The sequence below is a fragment of the Anabaenopsis elenkinii CCIBt3563 genome (assembly GCF_015245355.1).
Classification (GTDB): domain Bacteria; phylum Cyanobacteriota; class Cyanobacteriia; order Cyanobacteriales; family Nostocaceae; genus Anabaenopsis; species Anabaenopsis elenkinii.
Genome location: NZ_CP063311.1, coordinates 1,241,489 through 1,257,191 on the forward strand (window position 1 = coordinate 1,241,489; position 15,703 = coordinate 1,257,191).

At 42.7% G+C, this 15,703-nt stretch carries 14 protein-coding genes; 9 read left to right on the forward strand and 5 right to left on the reverse strand.

Features of this window, described 5'->3' with window-relative positions:
- Positions 1-48: 48 nt before the first annotated feature.
- Together map and IM676_RS05550 are read left to right on the forward strand one after the other, a co-directional pair.
- Positions 49-876, forward strand: a complete 828-nt coding sequence (map, locus tag IM676_RS05545) for a type I methionyl aminopeptidase (RefSeq protein ID WP_200989299.1) — start codon at positions 49-51, stop codon at positions 874-876.
- Between the two features lie 107 nt (positions 877-983).
- A complete protein-coding gene (locus IM676_RS05550; RefSeq protein WP_200989300.1) occupies positions 984-2,387 on the forward strand; it encodes an amidase in 1,404 nt (467 codons plus the stop codon).
- Positions 2,388-2,791: 404 nt separating this feature from the next.
- On the opposite strand, the gene IM676_RS05555 is transcribed toward IM676_RS05550, so the two are convergent.
- The 4 genes from IM676_RS05555 to IM676_RS05570 all read right to left on the reverse strand — a co-directional run bounded on the left by IM676_RS05555 (position 2,792) and on the right by IM676_RS05570 (position 7,049).
- Positions 2,792-3,133, reverse strand: a complete 342-nt coding sequence (locus IM676_RS05555; RefSeq protein ID WP_200989301.1) for a cupin domain-containing protein — start codon at positions 3,131-3,133, stop codon at positions 2,792-2,794.
- Positions 3,134-3,240: 107 nt separating this feature from the next.
- Entirely contained in the window at positions 3,241-4,017 is a 777-nt protein-coding gene (locus IM676_RS05560) for an SAM-dependent methyltransferase (protein ID WP_200989302.1), read from the reverse strand.
- A gap of 228 nt (positions 4,018-4,245) precedes the next feature.
- Positions 4,246-5,241, reverse strand: a complete 996-nt coding sequence (gene ilvC / locus IM676_RS05565; protein WP_200989303.1) for a ketol-acid reductoisomerase — start codon at positions 5,239-5,241, stop codon at positions 4,246-4,248.
- A 200-nt stretch (positions 5,242-5,441) separates the two neighbouring features.
- Complete coding sequence (locus IM676_RS05570) at positions 5,442-7,049, reverse strand: iron uptake porin (protein WP_200989304.1); 1,608 nt, start codon at positions 7,047-7,049, stop codon at positions 5,442-5,444.
- Between the two features lie 277 nt (positions 7,050-7,326).
- Here IM676_RS05570 and IM676_RS05575 point away from each other — a divergent pair, with 277 nt between their 5' ends.
- From IM676_RS05575 to IM676_RS05605, 7 genes are all read left to right on the forward strand, one after another.
- Entirely contained in the window at positions 7,327-8,352 is a 1,026-nt protein-coding gene (locus IM676_RS05575; RefSeq protein ID WP_200989305.1) for an iron ABC transporter substrate-binding protein, read from the forward strand.
- A 154-nt stretch (positions 8,353-8,506) separates the two neighbouring features.
- Complete coding sequence (locus IM676_RS05580; RefSeq protein WP_318780264.1) at positions 8,507-9,517, forward strand: iron ABC transporter substrate-binding protein; 1,011 nt, start codon at positions 8,507-8,509, stop codon at positions 9,515-9,517.
- 3 nt (positions 9,518-9,520) lie between these two features.
- On the forward strand, positions 9,521-11,140 hold the full coding sequence (locus IM676_RS05585) for an ABC transporter permease (RefSeq protein ID WP_200989306.1): 1,620 nt from the start codon (positions 9,521-9,523) through the stop codon (positions 11,138-11,140).
- A 33-nt stretch (positions 11,141-11,173) separates the two neighbouring features.
- The gene (locus IM676_RS05590; RefSeq protein ID WP_200989307.1) at positions 11,174-12,214 is read left to right on the forward strand and encodes an ABC transporter ATP-binding protein; all 1,041 of its coding nucleotides are present in this window, start codon (positions 11,174-11,176) and stop codon (positions 12,212-12,214) included.
- An 81-nt stretch (positions 12,215-12,295) separates the two neighbouring features.
- A complete protein-coding gene (locus tag IM676_RS05595; RefSeq protein WP_225880457.1) occupies positions 12,296-12,988 on the forward strand; it encodes a DNA cytosine methyltransferase in 693 nt (230 codons plus the stop codon).
- A 74-nt stretch (positions 12,989-13,062) separates the two neighbouring features.
- A protein-coding gene (locus IM676_RS05600; protein WP_200986959.1) for an IS630 family transposase occupies positions 13,063-13,937 on the forward strand; the annotation gives its coding sequence in 2 pieces (ribosomal slippage) (positions 13,063-13,392 and positions 13,395-13,937; 873 coding nt in all).
- A 110-nt stretch (positions 13,938-14,047) separates the two neighbouring features.
- Complete coding sequence (locus tag IM676_RS05605) at positions 14,048-14,278, forward strand: DNA cytosine methyltransferase (protein WP_225880458.1); 231 nt, start codon at positions 14,048-14,050, stop codon at positions 14,276-14,278.
- Here IM676_RS05605 and IM676_RS05610 read toward each other — a convergent pair.
- Positions 14,268-15,602: an FAD-binding oxidoreductase gene (locus tag IM676_RS05610; protein ID WP_200989308.1), complete on the reverse strand. Its 1,335-nt coding sequence runs from the start codon at positions 15,600-15,602 to the stop codon at positions 14,268-14,270. The two genes, IM676_RS05605 and IM676_RS05610, sit on opposite strands and share 11 nt — an antisense overlap.
- Positions 15,603-15,703: the final 101 nt, after the last annotated feature.

Below are 15,703 nucleotides of genomic sequence, written 5' to 3' on the forward strand. Positions count from 1 at the left end.
TAAATTTATAGCCATATCAGTCAGTCATCAGTAATTATTAAACTCTCCATGAACATTCTCAGTAACTTGCTTTCCCAAAAAACTCAGCCCCAACCTGCACCAAAACAACACCGGGGAATTGAAATTAAATCTCCCCGGGAAATTGAAATCATGCGGCAATCAGCTAAAATTGTGGCTACCGTACTCAAAGAAATTTCTGAGATGGTCCAGCCTGGTATGACTACAGCTGATTTGGATGCTTACGCTGAAAACCGCATCCGGGAAATGGGCGCTACACCCAGCTTTAAGGGCTATCATGGCTTTACCGGTTCCATTTGTGCCAGTATTAATCATGAAGTTGTCCATGGTATCCCCAGTACTAAGAAAGTAATTCGCACCGGGGATGTGTTAAAAGTAGATACCGGTGCTTATTACCAAGGTTTTCATGGTGATTCTTGTATTACCATCGCCGTGGGAGATGTGACCCCGGATGCTGCTAAACTCATCCGCGTTGCAGAAGAAGCACTCTATAAAGGTATTGAACAGGTAAAGGCGGGTGCTTATTTACTTGACTTAGCCGGAGCTATAGAAGACCATGTAAAAAGTCATGGTTTTAGTGTGGTGGAAGGATTTACAGGGCATGGTGTAGGTCGGAATTTACACGAAGAACCTTCAGTTTTTAACTACCGCACCCGGGAAATGCCAAATGTGAAACTGCGCGCAGGAATGACTTTGGCAATTGAACCAATTTTAAATGCAGGTTCTAAGCATACTAGAATATTGTCTGATAGATGGACTGCTGTAACTGTAGATAATTCTCTATCAGCACAGTTTGAACATACAGTTTTAGTGACGGAAACAGGTTACGAGATTTTAACAGACCGCACCAAAGTGTAATATACATAGTTTTGGGGACTTTTGTCCCTAATACAAACTTGGAGGTTATATAACTCACTTCGTAGCTAAATATACTATTAACTAGATATATTTTAATTAATCAAAATATGAATAACAATGATTTAGCTTTTACCCCAGCCCTAGAATTAGCCAAGCTTATTCGTGGTGGGGATGTATCACCCCTGGAATTAGTAGAATTATATTTAAACCGTATTGAGCAGTTTAACCCCCAACTAGGAAGTTATTTTACAGTCACAGCAGAACAAGCGATCGCAGATGCTCAGGCTAAAATAGAAATATTAACAACCACCTCCGAACTACCGCCATTTTTCGGTGTCCCCATTTCCATTAAAGACCTAAACGCCGTGGCTGGTGTACCCTGTACCTATGGCAGTCCTGCTTTATTACAAAACATCCCTAACTACGATGATGGCGTAGTCACTCGCATTAAACAAGCTGGATTTATTATCCTGGGTAAAACCGCCACCTCAGAGCTAGGTTCATTTCCTTACACCGAACCTACAGGATTTCCCCCAGCTAGAAACCCTTGGAATTTAGAATACACCCCCGGCGGTTCTAGTGGCGGTGCTGCTGCAGCGGTAGCAGCGGGTTTGTGTGCTATAGCCCAAGGTTCCGACGGTGGTGGCTCTATTCGCGGTCCCGCGGCTTGCTGTGGGTTGGTTGGTATAAAACCATCACGGGGTAGAGTCACCCATGCACCCGTAGGAAGTCCCGTAGCTGGACTTGGTACTAATGGACCCATAGCCCGGACAGTAGCAGATGCAGCCGCCCTTTTAGATGTTATGTCTGGCTATGTCACAGGTGATCCTTACTGGTTACCAGATCCTCAAACCTCCTTCCTCGCCGCAACCACGGATAAACTCGATAATTTACGCATCGCATTTAGTACCGGTATCCCTCCCCTGGGCCTAGCTGACTCCAACTGTCAGCAAGGGGTAATGCAAACAGTAGAATTATTAGCACAATTAGGTCATACTATAGAAGAGAAGTCCCTTGATTTGAGTGGGTTAGTAGAACCATTTCAAACTGTGTGGCAAAGTGCTGTAGCTGCATCAGGAATACCACCGGAAGCATTACAGCCGGTGAATCGCTTTCTCTTCTCCCGCATAGGTTCAGTGGGTGAGTATCTCCGGGCGGTTTCCCAAATGCAAATCCTAGCCAGGCAAATTGTGGCGTTTTTCGATACCGTAGATGTACTAGTATTGCCTGTATATTTACATTCACCTATCCGGGTGGGGGAATGGGCTGATTTAACTCCAGAAGAGACATTCCAAAAAATTATTCACTGGGTAGCACCTTGTCCCGCTGCTAACGCCACGGGACAACCGGCTATAGCAATTCCTGTGGGTTTTGATACTAACGGGTTACCTATCAGTGTACAGCTAGTTGGCAAACCCGCGGCGGAATCCACTTTAATTAGTCTAGCTGCGCAATTAGAAGCGGCCAACCCTTGGCTGCAACATCGACCGAATTTGGTAACACAAGGTTAACATGCAGGCATCGTTAGCACAAGTCTCAGAGGATGTTTGATAAGTTTTCCACAGGTAATTTTTATCTTAGGAAACAGGGAACAGGGAACAGGGAACACACCTAACACACAAAAAACAATCAAATCCAGTCTCCTCCCCTTACAAGGGGAGGGTTAGGATGGGGTCAAATAATATTCGATACACTAATCATGACTTTCCAAACATCCTCTAATTGCACCGGCGAAATATCTAACTGTTGGTTGAAGGTAGAAATTAAGGTTGACATTTGGGTAAATTCCTCTTCAAATTTACCGGTAGTTTATACTAGATGAAAGGATAATTAACCACAGATGCACACAAAAGAAAAAAAGTTAAATCAATGGAATTTAAGGATTTTATCGAGCAATTGAGCGCACCTAAAGTTATTATTTATCTAATACTTTGTCGGAAAGGGTGAGTAAAAAAGCTAAATTTTCTTCTGCTTTTAAAGCATGGGGTGCATGGGCAGGCATAAAAACAAAAACTCCCGGTTCAAGTGTAATTTCTTGTCCTGCTAAGTTTAGTAAACCTTTTCCTTCTAAAACATTAATGCTAGCATTGCGAGTAGAAGTATGTTCAGAAATCTCTGTTGAGGCTGCTAAACAAAATAAGGTGTATTGACAATTTTCATCTTGAGTTATTACTTTGCTCAGAACCCCAGCACGGGGGTATTCAAGTTCTCGCAGTTGGGTAACTAAATATTCGGTAGATTTGGTTTGATTAGTCATTTTTCCGATGTTTTGAGGATATATGGGCATAAAATAAGTGCAAAGTACACAAAGGCACAAAGGCAAAATGAAAGAGTTTGACACAATTTCACCAACAAGTTATGCTGCTATTGAGCAACAGCATACAAAATGATATAGCCTAATTCCTGGCGGTATTTATGAAAGACATGACGCATTTCTAATACCCTTTGACGGATAGATGGCTGGGTGAATATATTCCATAAAATCCCCATGGTTTCGATAATTCCTTCATCTTGCAACATCTGCCGGAAGTTCAATAAATTCATTTTTCCAGTTTGATGTTTTTCTACTTGTAATCCTGCTGTTGCACAAGCTGTTATCCATTTGTCTGCTGAAAGTGGTTTAGCATTAACGCGAATTACTTTGGATAATTCACTACCAATTATCTTTTCTTTGTTATCAGCTAATAATTCATGGGAGAGGAACTTACCTCCCGGTTTCAGTCGGTTATGTATTCCCCTCAACAGCTTGGCTTTTCCGCTGGTAGACTGCATTGTGAGAATGGCTTCCGCTACAACATAATCAAACTTATTGGGGATGACATCCAAATGAAAAATATCACCCTCAATGATGTCAATTTGATTTTCTAAGCCAGCCAGGCGAATGTTTTCCCGCGCCCGAATTACGCTATTAGGATTTTTTTCGATCCCCACTACTCTCACATGGTAGCGTTGCGCTAAGGATATAGCACTGTATCCAAAGCTAGAAGCTAACTCTAAAACTGTTTCACCCGGCTGAAAATTCGCCCATTCACATAATTTTTCTGTCCCTATTCGTCCGCCGGGACGCAGATATTTTTTACCTGCTTCGGCTAACACTTCGTGTCCGGAAGCGTTTGGGAATTTGAGGGTAGTTTTGGTCATCGGCGTGACCCTCCGAATTCATCATACCCCTAATCTGCCATAAATATTATGATGCTGTCTTTGAGGTAGCTCAAAGAAGGGATTTTTTACAAAAATAAAAGCAAGAATCCCACGCGCTTCTAGCCGTGGGAGTGTCAACAGATGTGATGGGTCAGCACCCCGCCATGAAGGCAAAGTACTCAAATATTTAACAGTGTGGAGGGCTGAAGCCCTCACTACAAACCCTAATTAAACTTTCTTTAACCAGCTAAACATGGCGCGTAAATCTTTACCAACTTCCTCAATGGGGTGTTCAGCTTCTTGGCGGCGCATAGCGGTAAATCCTGGTTTACCCGCTTGGTTTTCTAAGACAAATTCCCGCGCAAATTGCCCAGATTGAATTTCGCTGAGAATTTTCTTCATTTCCGCTTTGGTTGTTTCGTTAACCACTCTAGGACCACGGGTGTAGTCGCCATACTCAGCAGTGTTAGAAATACTATCCCGCATTTGGGCTAGTCCGCCTTCTACAACTAAGTCAACAATTAGTTTGACTTCGTGGAGACATTCAAAATAAGCTAACTCTGGTTGATAACCAGCTTCTACTAAGGTTTCAAATCCAGCTTTAATTAAGGCGCTTAAACCACCACATAATACCGCTTGTTCACCAAACAAATCTGTTTCGGTTTCTTCCCGGAATGTGGTTTCTAAAATACCAGCCCGTGTACCACCAATACCTCTAGCATAAGCCATGGCGCGATCGCGTGCCTGACCGCTAGCATTTTGATAAACTGCAAACAGCGCCGGTACCCCTTGTCCTTGCTCATAGGTGCGGCGTACTAAATGTCCCGGTCCTTTGGGTGCAACCATCACCACATCTACATTTGCAGGTGGTACAACTTGGCTAAAGTGAATATTAAAGCCATGGGCGAAGGCCAGAACATTCCCAGCTTCTAGATTTGGTTCAATTTCGTTTTTGTAAACTGTCTTTTGGACTTCATCCGGTAATAAAATCATGATGAAATCAGCAGCTTTCGCAGCATCGGCTACAGATTTCACAGTTAAACCAGCTGCTTCGGCTTTAGCTGCTGACTTACTACCCGGATATAGTCCCACAATCACATTCAAACCACTATCTTTGAGATTAAGGGCGTGGGCATGACCTTGGGAACCATAGCCAATAATGGCAATAGTTTTTCCAGCCAAAAGGTCTAAATTGGCATCTTCGTCATAATACATCCGGGCCATATGCATCTCCTGTCAGCAGCATTGTCATTAATTAGCAGGCTTTTGATTGTACCTTAAATTGAGTAACTACAGACAGATCAATTTATGGACTTGCGTCTGTTTCCTAGGCTCACTGTGCGATCGCCCCACTATCCCTGAAATTTCCATGACAATGCATTTCACCCCAGGGACAGGCAAAATGTTTGATAGCCCCAGACTGTTTAGAAACTAAACCTAGTCCGTAAAACTCCCACCCAGAGGGTCTCATTATCATTATTATGTTCTGGATTGAGAATCACCATCAAACCAGGGGTAACATCGATATTTTGCGCCACCCGATAACGATAGAAACCTTCTATATGGTAAGAAGTATCTCGGTTTTCACGGTCCGCCACATCATTGCTAGTCACCTTAGGAGGCATACCAAATACAAAACCAGCTAAGTTACCTTTCTTACCTAAATCCGGGAAAGCTAAAGTTACCGCCCAGTTCCAAATATCTGCTTTCCTACCTGCATTACTACCTGCTACAGCTTCCGCTTGAGTGTAACCACCCCAACCGGAAACAGTGAAATTAGGACTCACTCGGTAACTAGCTTGTACACCGTAAGCATTAGCTGAAGTAGCAGAATCATCTGCAAAAGGTTGCCTAGCAAAACCACTACCAATACCACCAGTTAAATTGACAGCGCGACTAGGTGCGTAATAGTTCACATAAGTTAAACCCAAACCCACATTCCTACTAGGTTGGAAGGTTAGTTGTGATTGTATAGCTTGTTGACCATCGAACAGTCCTCTTTTGTCACTGGGATCATTAGCATTTCTAGCCCGATATGCCAAAGAAACCGCTACACTATTACTGAGTCTATGATTGACCGCCACTCCTGGACCTTCAGCTAGGCGGTAAATGGAATGAAACCTCCCAAAGCGGGAAATAGAACCAGTACCACCACCTTGCAATAAAGTATTGAAGGTGCTTTGAACAACATTATCAGAGCCAAATCCATTGGCAATTAACCAAGCTGTGGTGTTTTTACCAACTGGAAAGCGATAGAAAAAGTCATCAATTACTAAGTTGTTACCATTAGTCGTAAAGGTATCAAATCCCAAACGAGTCATGTCAGTACCAGTAGGACTACCAGAGTTAAATCGTGAGATATTACCAGACTGCAGCCGCACTCGTAAACGATCCCTACCTGTAAAGCTACTGTCAAAATTCAGACGCACCCGATTAGCTAGAATCGGGTTCACATCGTCACCTCTTTCACCACCAAATACATCGGCTACAGCAAAAATCGCCTCCCCACTCAGTTTTGTGGTTGTGGAAAATTGATTCCCTTCCAGTTGAGCAGTTCTAGCTTCTAAAGTATCCACTCGACCGCGTAAAGTAGCTAATTCTGCGGAAAACTCTTCTTGTAACCTCTGCAAAGTGATTAAATCACTGCGAGTAATCACATCAGCGGTGGCTGTAGCAATCAGTTCATTAACTCGGTCTAAACAGGCATTCAAAGCAGCCGCAAACTCATAGCGGGTGAGGGTGCGATTACCGCGAAATGTGTTATCAGGGTAACCAGAAATACAACCATAACGTTGGATAAGAGACTGTACAGCCTGAAACGCCCAATCTGTAGGTCTTATGTCTGATAGTTGGGAAACATTAGTAACTTGACCTAGATCACCAGTAATACTGCTGGTTTGAGCGATATATGTTTCTACCGAATTTACTTGCTGATCTATGACTTCAGTGGCTGATACTGCAGTTCCCAGAAGTACCTGTCCTGTCACGGTTACAGAGGTTAGCAGCCATAAATAAACTTTATTTGACAACATCTTTCTTCTTCACACCACGTAGTTATTAGAGAATAATTCCTATGTGAATCTAATTGCTTTTAGAGCAAAATTCTGATTTAATAGAAATTACTCTCAAGTATTGATGGAAACATAATTTACAAGTATTGTCAATAATATGAACTAAAAAAACACAGCATTACCGCAAAATCAGTCATCTTTGCATCCAATTGGTAGGAGGAGGACAATTTTTGTCTCAGCTGACTATACCAGTTGATTTTTTGATGAAAATCTGTAATAGTTCCGATTTAGGGAAAGCATGAAACGTCGCCAATTTATTTATTTAGGAATAGCAACTGCTAGCGCTGGATTAGTAGTTGCTTGTAATGGGAATTCTGATCAAGGTGCCACACAGCTAGAGTCAGAATTAGTAATTTACTCAGGACGCAACGAAAAACTCATCGGTGAATTAATCAAGCAATTTGAACAAGAAACTAATGCTAAAATTCAAGTCCGTTATGGTGATACGGCTGAATTAGCATCAGCAATTTTGGAAGAAGGTACAAATAGTCCCGCAGATGTATTTTTTGGTCAAGATGCAGGCGCTCTCGGAGCGCTGCAAAAAGCCGGTAGAGCCGTAAAATTACCCGACTCCCTGCTAAATAAGGTCGATAGTGCTTACCGTTCTCCAGAGGGTAAATGGGTAGGTGTTACTGGTCGAGTCCGTACGGTAGATTACAATACTAATTTAGTAAAAACAGAGGAATTACCATCCTCAATTTTTGGCTTTACTGACCGGAAATGGAGAGGTAAAATCGCCTGGGCACCTACCAATGGTTCGTTTCAATCCTTTGTAACCGGGTTACGGGTTACCGAAGGAGATGAGAGAGCTAAGGAATGGTTAAGAGGTATTAGGGCTAACCAGCCAAAGGTGTATCCTAATAACACATCAATAGTGGAAGCTTTAGGTCGTGGTGAAGTAGCTGTAGGATTTGTTAACCATTACTATTTGGAAAGGATTAAACAAGATAATCCTCAAGTTCCAGTGGCACATCATTTTACTAAAGATGTTGGGTCTTTAGTCAATGTCGCCGGCGTAGCAATTCTCAACACTGCCAAGCATCCTAATATAGCTCAAAGGTTTACAGAATTTTTGCTCAGTCAAGATGCTCAAAACTATTTTGCTAATCAAACTTATGAGTATCCTCTGGTTTCGGGAATTTCTACCCCAGGGAATTTGATATCGCTGACTGAAATTCGCCAACAAAATAAAAAAATTGATTTGAGTAACCTCAATGATTTGGAGAAAACACTACAAATCATGCAGGAAGTAGCAGTCATTTAAGCTGCTCTGGCTCTTGGTTAGCTCACACCAGCAGAACCCGCTCAAAAAAACTTGAGAATTCTTCTTGCTTACTAGGACTACTTAATGATAATAGTTATAAGTAGTCAAATCTATTGCCAAATATTTCTGTTAAGGAAAAATCGAGGGTAAACAATTGAAAACTTTGTCATTAAAGCAAGTTTCAGCCGGAGCTGTAGCTTTCATGCTCAGCTGGGGAGTTGGTCTGAGTGTCAATGCACAGACAAGAACTATCACTATTTATTCAGGTAGAGGAGAAAGACTGATTTCCCCCTTACTGGAACAAGCCCAAAAAGACTTGGGTATGAATATCCAAGTGCGTTATGGTGATACTGCAGAGTTGGCTATTGCTCTTGTAGAAGAAGGTAAAAATACCCGTGCTGACTTATTTTTTGCTCAAGATGCAGGTGCTTTAGGCGCGTTAGAAAGACGCAAGCTAACCACAACTATTTCACCTAACTTGCTCAACCAAGTAGACCCTCGCTTTCGTTCTCCCCGGGGACATTGGATGGGTATTTCTGGACGGGCGCGTGTATTAAACTATAATACGAATCGCGTCAGACAGAATGAACTACCAAATTCTATCTGGGACTTAACCAGACCACAATGGCGCGGTAGAGTTGCTTGGGCCCCTACTAACGGCTCATTCCAATCATTTGTCACCGCCATGCGCACCCTGGAAGGAGAACCCAGAACTCTGCAATGGTTACGAGCTATGAGAGCCAATGGCGCAAAAGTTTACCGCAACAATACTACAATTGTCGAAGCCATAGGACGCGGAGAAGCTGACATCGGTCTCACGAATAATTACTACTTAGCTAACTTCAAAAACACTAATCCTAATTTCCCTGTGGCGGCTCACTACACTAATAAAGACGCCGGATCGATGATTAACATCGCAGGTGTGGCAATTATGAACTCTACTGGGCAAAAAGCCGAAGTCGAAAGATTTATTGGCTACCTGCTCAGACAAAGTTCACAAACATACTTTGCTACACAAACAAATGAATATCCTTTAGTCAAAGGAGTAGCAGGGCCAGCAAATCAAGTACCATTAAGTCAGATTCAGGGGCCAAATATTAACCTGACTAATTTACAAGATTTAGAAGGAACCTTAGAATTGCTACAAGAGGCAGGAGTTTTGTAAAAGTTGAAATCATCGGTTCGCCCTCCATTATTTCTTATATTAGCGGCGGCGGTGGTAGCTGTGGCTATTACCCTACCGTTAGTATATTTAGTGATTCGCGCAGTCGGTATTGGTGGGGATGAGTTTTGGGCATTAATCACTCGTCCCCGTAATATTGATGTATTTTTACAGAGTGCTGCTATGGCGGCAACAGTAACTGTATTTTCCGCACTGATTGCTGTGCCATTAGCTTTTTTAACAGTGCGCACAGACCTACCAGGACGTAAATTTTGGCTAGTAGCCACTACATTACCTTTGGCAGTTCCTAGCTATGTGGGCAGTTTTGCTTTGATTGCCACCTTAGCACCCAGAGGCAGTTTTTTACAAATATTACTAGAACCTTTGGGAGTAGAAGAGTTACCTTCTATTTATGGTTTTCCCGGAGCAGTTTTAGCAATTACTTTGTTTACTTACCCTTATTTACTCCTGAGTATACGTTCAGGACTACAAGGTATAGACCCTTCGATAGAAGAAGCTGGGCGCAGTCTAGGTTATAGCAGTAAAGAAACCTTTTTTAAGGTGGTTTTACCTCAGCTGCGACCATCAATGATTGCAGGTGGTTTGTTAGTAGCTTTGTATGCATTGCGCGACTTCGGTACACCTTCATTGATGCGGTTTGACTCCTTTACAAGAGTAATTTTTATCCAATACAAAGCTAGCTTTAACCGCAATACAGCCGCAGTGTTATCTTTAATGTTGGTAACACTGGTACTTTTTATTTTATGGCTAGAATATCGGATGCGATCGCGGGCTGCATATTACACACGTGGTTCCGCCTCTCTGCGCCCGCCCAAAATTGTCAAATTAGGAATTTGGAAATGGCCAGCCCTGGGCTTCTGCCTACTGATAACTAGCTTCGGCGTAGTGTTACCAGTAGGTATCACCTTATTTTGGCTAATTCGGGGACTCAACACCGGTTATAACTTCCCCAACTTGCTACCCATTATCCTCAATTCTATTTTAGCCTCTGGATTAGCAGCGATCGCCGCCATCATCTTTGCCCTACCCATAGCAATTTTATCAGTGAGATTCCCCACGAAAATCACCGCCATCATTGAACGGTGCTCATACATTAGTTTTGGTCTACCAGGAATAGTCATCGCTTTATCATTGGTATTTTTTGGGGCTAATTACTTACCTTTGATCTATCAAACCTTGCCAATGTTAATATTTGCCTATTTAGTTTTATTTCTACCCCAATCAGTGGGAGCTATCCGCAGCAGTCTGTTACAAGTAAATCCCCAGATTGAAGAATCAGCACGTAGCTTAGGTAGAAATTCTTGGCAAACCTTAAAAGAAATCACCTTTCCTCTAGTGAGACCTGGTGTACTTAGTGGTGCAGTATTAGTATTTCTCACAGCCATTAAAGAACTCCCCGCCACCATGCTGCTGTCACCCATAGGCTTCAGAACCCTAGCCACACACATTTGGCAAGCCACAGAAAACGTAGATTTTGCCGATGCGGCCGCCGCCTCCCTGACTATGCTGCTAGTTTCCATGGGTTCAACCTTCTTAGTGCTATCTCAAGAAAACATTAAACAAGAGAAAACCACACCCAAAACAGAAACTCCCGCCAAATTTTAATTACTCATCGCATTATTTCCTCTGTGAGCTACTATGAAACCCCCGATTGTCCAATTACAGAATGTTACCAAGCAGTTTTCTGCAAATGTCCCTCCCGCCGTCAATAACGTATCCTTAACCCTCCAACAAGGGGATATATTGGGATTGCTCGGCCCATCTGGTTGCGGTAAAACTACCCTGTTGCGGATGATAGCCGGCTTTGAAAACCTGCAAGCAGGAAAAATTGAAATTGGCGGTAAAATAGTTTGCGATCGTTCTATTTCCGTCCCAGCCGAACAGCGTGATATTGGCATTGTCTTTCAAGACTACGCCCTATTTCCCCATTTAAACGTCGCCGAAAATGTCGCCTTTGGCTTAAAAAATGCCTCAAAACAGCAAATACAAAAACGTATCAACGAAGTCCTAGAACTAGTCAACCTGCAAGGCTTAGAAAAACGTTACCCTTACGAACTCTCAGGGGGACAGCAGCAACGAGTCGCCCTCGCCCGCGCCTTAGCACCCCAACCTCAACTCATGCTGTTAGATGAACCCTTAAGCAACCTAGATATACAAGTGCGGTTGCGCTTGCGGGAAGAAATTCGCGACATCCTCAAAGCCGCAGGTACTTCAGCCATTTTTGTTACCCATGACCAAGAAGAAGCGCTAGCAATTTCCGATTTAGTCGGTGTCATGAGACAAGGACATTTAGAACAAATAGGCACACCAGAAGAAATTTACACTCATCCTGCATCCAGGTTTGTCGCTGAATTTGTCACCCAGGCTAACTTCCTTCCCGCCCGTCGTCAAGGTAATATTTGGCAAACCGAAGTAGGTAATTTTGAATTACCAGTTAACCTCAGCAACGATACGGGTGAAATTATGATCCGTCAGGAAGGCTTAAGATTAGAACCAGCCACTGATTCGGCTGTATTTATTCACAGCCGCAGATTTTTAGGGCGGGAGTATCTCTATTGTTTAAAAACCGCCTCTGGGAAAGAAATTCATGCTCGCACCATCGCTGATATCCCCCTACCCATCGGCGCACGGGTACAATTATCTGTCCCCAATGATACTGTTCAGGTTTTCACACCATAGATTTTCACGTCTTAAAGGTTTATAGTTAGGGCTTGTGCCCTACTTTTATCTAATTAGTTCTTTAAGATTTGATTTCAAACCTTGACATTCAGACCGCCTTACCCGAACTTTCTAGAAACAGAACTACAACTACCTCAAACAAATAAAACTCAGCATTTAGTCATTGATTTATTTGCTGGTTGTGGTGGGTTAGCCCTGGGCTTTGAAGCTACAGGTTTTCCAACAATTGGTTACGAAATTTTAGCAGATGCCTGCGCGACATATCAACATAATCTGCCGAGTGTCTGTCATCAGGTTAATTTAACACCATTATCTGATTTAATTGAGGGAGCTACAGTTATAATTGGCGGTCCCCCTTGTCAACCCTTTAGCGTCAGTGGTCATCAATTAGGCTTAAAAGATAGTCGTGATGGCTTCCCAACTTTTCTTGCTGCTGTTGAGCGTTATCGTCCTCAACTAGCTTTGTTTGAAAATGTCAGGGGAATGCTATTTCGTAATCAGAAATATTTTGCAGAAATTGTTTTAGCCTTAAAAAAACTTAATTACATAGTTGAATGGGAAATTTTAAACGCCGCCCACTATGGTGTACCTCAAAAACGAGAGAGACTGTTTTGTGTGGCACATAAAGGCGGGTGGGAGTGGCCGGAAAAAACACATTTATATGCACCTTACACTGCTGGGGAAGCCTTGGGAGAATTAGCATATTTAGCACCACCTAATTCTAAATTTCTGACTCCTAGCATGGATCAATATATTAAAAAGTATGAGATATAGCAACCGCCAAGGTAATTTAAGCATAAACTATAAGTAGTCCCTTTTCATGTGAAGCGATCGCTTGCTACAGGTATATGCCCAAGCCGTACAGTTACGACCTTCGTCAAAAAGTAATCCAAGCGATTGAACTCGATGGCTTGAAGAAAACTCAAGCCAGTCAAATGTTTAATATTAGTCGCAACACCATCACCCTATGGTTGAAGCGAAAAACCGAAACGGGGGACTTCCAAGCCTTGCCTAATCAGCGTCCTGGGAATGGTCACAAAATTACCGATTGGGAAAAATTTCGTGAGTTTGCTTCCGTACATGGCGATAAAACCCAAGTAGAGATGGCCTCACTTTGGCCTGAAGAAATTAGCGATCGCACAATCTCAAGAGCTTTGAAAAAAATTGGTTTTACGCGAAAAAAAAGACTTATGGCTACCGTGAGCGCGATGAGGTCAAACGACAGGCTTTCGTAACGCAGTTGTCTGAGTTACCTGTGGAGAAGATTGTATACCTCGATGAGTCAGGAATGGACAACCGAGACCAGTATGATTACGGTTGGAACTCAAAAGGACAGCGCTTCCATGCACTTAAATCAGGTCGTCGTGAAGGTCGGGTGAACATAATTGCCGCGCTGTGTAACCATAAGCTGATAGCTCCTTTCACTGTTGAGGGTGCGTGTAATCGAATAGTATTTGAGACTTGGCTTGAAGCTTGTTTGCTTCCCACACTCAAACCAGGACAGGTTGTGGTGATGGATAATGCCACATTTCATAAAGGTGGGCGCATTCAACAACTGATTCAGTACGCAGGGTGTGAAGTGCTGTACCTACCACCTTATTCTCCAGACCTGAATCAGATTGAAAAATGTTGGTCTTGGTTAAAAAGTCGAATCCGCAAAAAACTTGAGCGGTTTGATTCTTTACGAGATGCCATTGAGGATGTCTTGCTTTTTGCGTCCTAACCTCCTTGGCGGTTGCTATAGCTTCTAAATGCATCAACCCTAGAGATATTCATTTGGATTCCCCTGTCAGAACAGTCACTTGTAGAAATTTATCCAGTCCAACCGGTGATATGTTACGCATTCGTTTACCAGATGGACGGAGAAGAAGGCTGACAGTTCGTGAGGGCGCGCGTCTACAAAGTTTCCCTGATTGGTTTCAATTTCAAGGTTCCCAAAATAATCAGTTTAACCAGATTGGTAATGCTGTACCTCCTTTATTAGCAAAGGCTTTAGCGAATTCTGTAAAAACTTATTTGCACAGGAATCAATACTCTTATCATCTTCACAGCTTCATTTCTTAAATTCTAAAACCTTGCTTTTACCAGGATTCATTAACCCATAAGGGTCAACCATTTCCTTAAACTTTAACTGCTCAGGGTCAATCACCTTTCTCCCCCCATCTTCAATAATATATGTGTGGGGATTAGCAATAGATACCCCCTTGGCTTCGTGATAGCGAATAATTTCATTTAGGCGTTCTTCTGTGGTGTAACGCACCAGCTGTAAAGCACCAGGAATTACCCTTCCATGCACTCGGAAAAATTCTAAATGCATCATCACTTCATCCCCAAAGTAATGATACATATGCTCTACCAATTCCAAATTAGGATCGGGGGGAAACATACTTTGTAAGTAGGTAATTGAATTATCTATACTCCGGGCGTGAAGGGTGGTGTGATTCCAAGTAAATTCCCCCAAGTTCAGACTTTTTTGTGCAACTGGTTTTTTATAAGTAATCTGTCCACCATATTGCTGCACTAAACCCGGTAATAATTCTAAACTCGGTTCCGCCAACATTAAAAAAACTGAGTGACTACCTTGAGGAATATAGTCTTGTAGTGGGTGAAAGTATTCGGGAATGGGCGCTGCAAACACCGCAATTAATTTTTTAATCATCCCATCCCCATTACCCAGGGCTTGCCCAAACCTCCCAGCTGCCATAAAGTCATTAAAAGTAACAATCACTTCCGCCCAAGGGTAAGCAGGCCCTAAGGGAATTTCCGCCTCAGTAATAATGCCATTGATACCCCAAGCATGAGTTACTTTACTGACATCATCACCTCGCAATTCCATTACACGGGGCTGGTCTTCTAAGGTTACCACTCGCAGGGCTAAAATATTACCGCGATCGCCTAACAACCCATACTGTATTGACCCAATACCCCCACTTCCACCAGCAATAAATCCAGCAATAGTCGCTGTGCGGTATGTCGAGGGTGCCATTCGGATTTCCCAGCCTATTTCCCTAGCTTTTTTATCTATGGCCGCCAACTTCACCCCAGCTTCTACCCGTGCTACCCCCGGTTTTACCCAAGGTATCCCCTGCATCTTCGACATATCTAAAATTACGCCCCCATGTAAAGGCACACACTGCCCATAATTACCAGTTCCCGCACCTCTCACAGTTACAGGGATTTGGGATTCTACACAAGCCTGGGCAACTTTTATTACTTCTTTTTCATTGCTGGGACGGACAACCATATCCCCAACTTTTCCTTGCAGCTTTGGTACTAGAACCGGGCTAAAAGTGTGATAATCTTGAGATAATTTAGCCACATGGCTAGGTTCAGTGATAATTTCTATACCCTCGAGAGCGTTAATCAGCGCATCTAATATTTTTATCATCGTGTGTTTTAATGTTTAGTTTAAGTGTGACTGATTTAATATAAATTGACAGCAACAGAACGGATGAATTACTTTTCATATCTATACCAATACAAAATTCA

Bases quoted from the DNA above. Each gene is read 5' to 3' on its own strand.
- map (WP_200989299.1), top strand. From the start codon at position 49: ATGAACATTCTCAGTAACTTGCTTTCCCAAAAAACTCAGCCCCAACCT.
- IM676_RS05560 (WP_200989302.1), bottom strand. From the start codon at position 4,017: ATGACCAAAACTACCCTCAAATTCCCAAACGCTTCCGGACACGAAGTG.
- IM676_RS05550 (WP_200989300.1), top strand. From the start codon at position 984: ATGAATAACAATGATTTAGCTTTTACCCCAGCCCTAGAATTAGCCAAG.
- IM676_RS05590 (WP_200989307.1), top strand. From the start codon at position 11,174: ATGAAACCCCCGATTGTCCAATTACAGAATGTTACCAAGCAGTTTTCT.
- IM676_RS05610 (WP_200989308.1), bottom strand. From the start codon at position 15,602: ATGATAAAAATATTAGATGCGCTGATTAACGCTCTCGAGGGTATAGAA.
- IM676_RS05555 (WP_200989301.1), bottom strand. From the start codon at position 3,133: ATGACTAATCAAACCAAATCTACCGAATATTTAGTTACCCAACTGCGA.
- IM676_RS05575 (WP_200989305.1), top strand. From the start codon at position 7,327: ATGAAACGTCGCCAATTTATTTATTTAGGAATAGCAACTGCTAGCGCT.
- ilvC (WP_200989303.1), bottom strand. From the start codon at position 5,241: ATGGCCCGGATGTATTATGACGAAGATGCCAATTTAGACCTTTTGGCT.
- IM676_RS05605 (WP_225880458.1), top strand. From the start codon at position 14,048: ATGTTACGCATTCGTTTACCAGATGGACGGAGAAGAAGGCTGACAGTT.
- IM676_RS05570 (WP_200989304.1), bottom strand. From the start codon at position 7,049: ATGTTGTCAAATAAAGTTTATTTATGGCTGCTAACCTCTGTAACCGTG.